General features: G+C 71.9%; 4 protein-coding genes. 2 read left to right on the forward strand and 2 right to left on the reverse strand.

Translation table 11 applies throughout. From position 1 onward, the window contains the following. Positions 1-112 precede the first annotated feature (112 nt). Positions 113-382: a type II toxin-antitoxin system RelE family toxin gene (locus ACWF9Z_RS22415; protein WP_453604547.1), complete on the reverse strand. Its 270-nt coding sequence runs from the start codon at positions 380-382 to the stop codon at positions 113-115. After that, complete coding sequence (locus ACWF9Z_RS22420; RefSeq protein ID WP_031150838.1) at positions 379-654, reverse strand: type II toxin-antitoxin system Phd/YefM family antitoxin; 276 nt, start codon at positions 652-654, stop codon at positions 379-381. The genes ACWF9Z_RS22415 and ACWF9Z_RS22420 overlap by 4 nt, the downstream gene beginning before the upstream one ends. A gap of 536 nt (positions 655-1,190) precedes the next feature. Here ACWF9Z_RS22420 and ACWF9Z_RS22425 point away from each other — a divergent pair. Continuing rightward, positions 1,191-2,570 carry an NAD(P)/FAD-dependent oxidoreductase gene (locus ACWF9Z_RS22425; RefSeq protein ID WP_453604548.1) on the forward strand — a complete coding sequence of 460 codons (1,380 nt, stop codon included), beginning with the start codon at positions 1,191-1,193 and terminating at the stop codon, positions 2,568-2,570. Between the two features lie 261 nt (positions 2,571-2,831). Beyond that, positions 2,832-4,157 carry a class I SAM-dependent methyltransferase gene (locus ACWF9Z_RS22430; protein WP_453604549.1) on the forward strand — a complete coding sequence of 442 codons (1,326 nt, stop codon included), beginning with the start codon at positions 2,832-2,834 and terminating at the stop codon, positions 4,155-4,157. Positions 4,158-4,291 lie beyond the last annotated feature (134 nt).

Here is a 4,291-nt window from a genome sequence, read left to right on the forward strand (position 1 = left end):
TGACTCCCCCACAACCTGCGCCCGCCCGCACAGACGCGCCCCCCCCCCCCCCAACCCCCCCCCGGGGCCGGGCCGGGCCCCCGCCCCGGCCCCCCCGCCGTCGGCCTGGGAGTCAGATGTTGCGGTAGATGTCGCGGCGGTCGCCCGCCTTGACGACGAGGATGACGAGCTCGCCGTCCAGGACTTGGTAGGCGATCCGGTAGCTGCCGACGCGGAGCCGGTACAGGCCGGAGGGGCCGGTGAGCTTCTTGATGTCGGCGTCCTCGCGGTACGGATCGTCCCCCAGCGCGGTCAGGGCGGCGAGGATCCGCATGGCTGCCGGCCTGTCGATCGCCCGGAGCTGCCGTTGCGCCGCGGTCGTGAACCGGAAGGCGTACTTCACGCCGCGCCGTCACCCCGTTCGCTGAACAGGTCGGCCAGCAGCTCGGCCATCGTCACGGTCGATCCGCCCTCGGCGAGTACCGCCTCCGCCTCGCGTGCGAGCAGCTCGTCTGCCGCCTCTTCGAGCGCGTTGAAGTCCGCGATGGGGACGAGGGCGGCCACCGGAGCGCCGTTCCGCGTGATGATGGTCGGGGCGCCCTGCTCGGCACGGTTGATGTGGTCCGCAAGATGGGCGCGGGCTTCGCGCACGGTCACGGCGTTCTCATCACTCATGAAGGCCAGTGTACGCGTGTATGTGTACACCCGTCGGGTGTCGCGCAGACAGGTGTGGGTTCACCGGGAATGCTGGACGGAATCGCCTGGTCGGTCGCCTGACGCTCGCCCGATCACTGCCCGATCGCTGCCCGCCGGGCCCCTCGGGGGGCCTGGCGGCGGCCGTTGGGGGGCCTTCGGTCCCGTCGCCCGCATGAAGTTCGTGAAGTTCTTCACAAGGAAAAGATGCCCGTGAGGGCTCTGGAAGGGCCTTTTGGGTGACTCGAGAGTCACTCGAGCCTTCATTTGATGAGCGTTCGTGTGAATGGAGCCCGGCGTGAGGGTCCGTCGGTAGGTATCCACGAACCCGGTGGTCTACTCCGCTTACGGGGCTGGAGGCCAGTTCAGCACTGGTGTTCAACGACTCCCGCTCCCTGCTGGTTCCCACTTCGCGCCATGACCTGGGTCACGTGGGCGGCGGAGTGTAGCAGAGGGTCTCAAGGGCCTTGTGAAGGGGCTCACGAGCGTCACTCCGTGGGGTGCTGGATACTTTTCCCATGAGCACCACGGAGCGTCCCAGGATCCTCGTTGTAGGAGGTGGGTACGTAGGCCTGTACGCAGCCAAGCGCATCATGAAGAAGATGCGCTACGGCGAGGCGACCGTCACGGTCGTCGACCCGCGCTCGTACATGACCTACCAGCCCTTCCTCCCTGAAGTGGCCGCAGGCAGCATCTCGCCTCGGCACGTCGTCGTCCCGCTGCGACGCGTGCTGCCCAAGGCTGAGGTTCTCACCGGCCGGGTCACCAGCATCGACCAGGACCGCAAGGTCGCCGTCGTCACGCCGCTGGTCGGCGAGGCGTACGAGCTGCCCTTCGACTACCTGGTGATCGCGCTCGGCGCCATCTCCCGCACCTTCCCGATCCCCGGCCTCGCCGAACAGGGCATCGGTATGAAGGGCGTCGAAGAGGGCATCGGCCTGCGCAACCACGTACTCGAGCAGCTCGACAAGGCCGAGTCCACGACGGACGAGGACGTCCGCCGCAAGGCCCTCACCTTCGTCTTCGTCGGCGGCGGCTTCGCCGGCGCGGAGACCATAGGCGAGGTCGAGGACATGGCCCGCGACGCCGCGAAGTACTACTCCAGCATCAAGCGCGAGGACATGCGCTTCATCCTGGTCGACGCGGCCGACAAGATCCTCCCCGAGGTCGGGCCCAAGCTCGGCACCTGGGGCAAGGAGCACCTCGAGTCCCGCGGCATCGAGATCTACCTCAGCACCTCCATGGACTCCTGCGTGGACGGCCACGTGGTGCTGAAGAACGGCCTCGAGGTCGACTCCAGCACCATCGTGTGGACCGCCGGCGTCAAGCCCAACCCGGCGCTGGCCCGCTTCGGCCTGCCGCTCGGCCCCCGCGGCCACGTCGACGCCCAGCCGACCCTCCAGGTCACGGGCACGGACTACATCTGGGCCGCCGGCGACAACGCCCAGGTGCCCGACCTCGCCGCCCGCAAGGCCGGCGTGGAGAACGCCTGGTGCCCGCCGAACGCCCAGCACGCGCTGCGCCAGGCCAAGGTCCTCGGCGACAACGTCATCTCGGGCATGCGGGGCTTCCCGCAGTCGCCCTACTCGCACTCCAACAAGGGTGCGGTGGCGGGTCTCGGCCTCCACAAGGGCGTCGCGATGATCGTCATGGGCAAGATGAAGATCAAGCTCAAGGGCCGTCTCGCCTGGTACATGCACCGTGGCTACCACGGCATGGCCATGCCGACCTGGAACCGCAAGATCCGCGTCTTCGCCGACTGGACCCTCGCCATGTTCCTCAAGCGCGAGGTCGTCTCCCTCGGTGCGCTGGAGACCCCCCGCGAGGAGTTCTACGAGGCCGCCAAGCCGGCTCCGGCCGCCGTCGCCGCCCCGGCCGAGAAGGCCAAGGCCTCCTGACCCCGTCCGGCAGGACCAGCGGACCGGCACGGTTCTCGCGGCGCCCGGTGCGCCCGGTGAGACCCGGCAGGACCAGCAGGACCCAGTAGGACCGGCAGGACCCAGCGCGACCCGAAGGGGCCGCCCGCCATCCGTGGTGCGGGCGGCCCCTTCGGCGTACCTCGAGCGCCGCTCGGATGCGCGTGGGGTGGACCCGTCCGGCGGCTTATCCGCCGCCCAGGACGGGTAGACGCTTGGGTCGGACCTTTCTGGAGGTGCACCATGACCGACGCCGCGCTGCGGCTGGCCGCTGCGGCCGAGACCCTGCTCGGCACCCCCCTGCCCGTGCGCGTCAGGGCCTGGGACGGCAGCGAAGCGGGCCCGCCCGGCGGCCCCGTGCTCGTCCTGCACCGCCGCCGCGCCCTGCGCCGGCTGCTGTGGAAGCCGGGCGAACTGGGCCTGGCACGGGCCTGGGTATCGGGGGACATGACGGTGGAGGGCGATCTGTTCGCCCTCCTGGAACGGGTGGCGCCGCTGCTGTGGGAGAGCGGCAGACCGCCCGGCGAGGAGCCGCCGCCCCGGGCGCCCGACGGACCGCGGACCCTGCTGCGCGATCCCGCGCGGCGGGCGGCCGTACGGGACCTCGTGCGCCTGGCCCGGCCGTGGCCGGCGCCGGCGCCGCCGCCCGAGGAGGCCGAGCGGCGCGGCGGGCCGCGCCACACCAGGGGCCGCGACCGCGATGCCATCAGCCACCACTACGACGTGGGCAACGAGTTCTACGCCCACGTGCTCGGCCCCTCGATGGTGTACTCCTGCGCCTACTGGAGCCCGGGCGGCTCCCTGGAGGAGGCCCAGCACGACAAGCTCGACCTGGTCTGCCGCAAACTGGCCCTGCGCCCCGGGGACCGGCTCCTGGACGTCGGCTGCGGCTGGGGCTCCATGGCCCTGCACGCGGCGCGCGCGTACGGGGTCCGGGTCACCGGGATCACCCTCTCGCGCGAGCAGGCCGCGTACGCGCGCAAGCGGGTGGCCGAGGAGGGCCTCGCCGACCTGGTCGAGATCCGGGTGCAGGACTACCGGGACGTCAAGGACGGCCCGTACGACGCCATTTCCTCCATCGGCATGGCCGAGCACGTGGGTTCCGACGGCTACCGCGCGTACGCCCGGACCCTGTACGGGCTGCTGCGGCCCGGCGGCCGGCTGCTGAACCACCAGATCGCCCGGCGCCCCGAGCCCGACGAAGAGGCGTACCGGATCGACCCGTTCATAGACGCCTACGTCTTCCCCGACGGCGAGCTCTCCCCGCTCGGCACGACCGTCGGGGAACTGGAGCGGGCCGGCTTCGAGGTCCGCGACGTGGAGGCGCTGCGCGAGCACTACGCGCTCACCCTGCGGGCCTGGGTGGCGCGGCTGGAGAAGCACTGGGACGAGGCCGTACGGCTGACCTCCCCCGGGCGGGCCCGCGTCTGGCTGCTGTACATGGCCGCCTCGGCGCTCGGCTTCGAGCGCAACCGGCTCGGGGTCAACCAGGTGCTGGCCGTGCGCACCGACGGCCGGGGCCCGGCGGGCTCCGGGATGCCGCTGCGCGCCCGCACGTGGCCCGCGTAGCACCGCGCGGGCGGACGGGAAAAGGGCCGGGGGGGGGGGGCGCCCCCCCCGGGCGCCGCCCCCCGCCCCCGCGGGGCCCCCCCGCGCGGCGGGGGGCGGGGGCCCACCGCGGGGGGTGGGGGGGCCGTTTTTAC

Source organism: Streptomyces sp. NPDC054961, assembly GCF_053609145.1.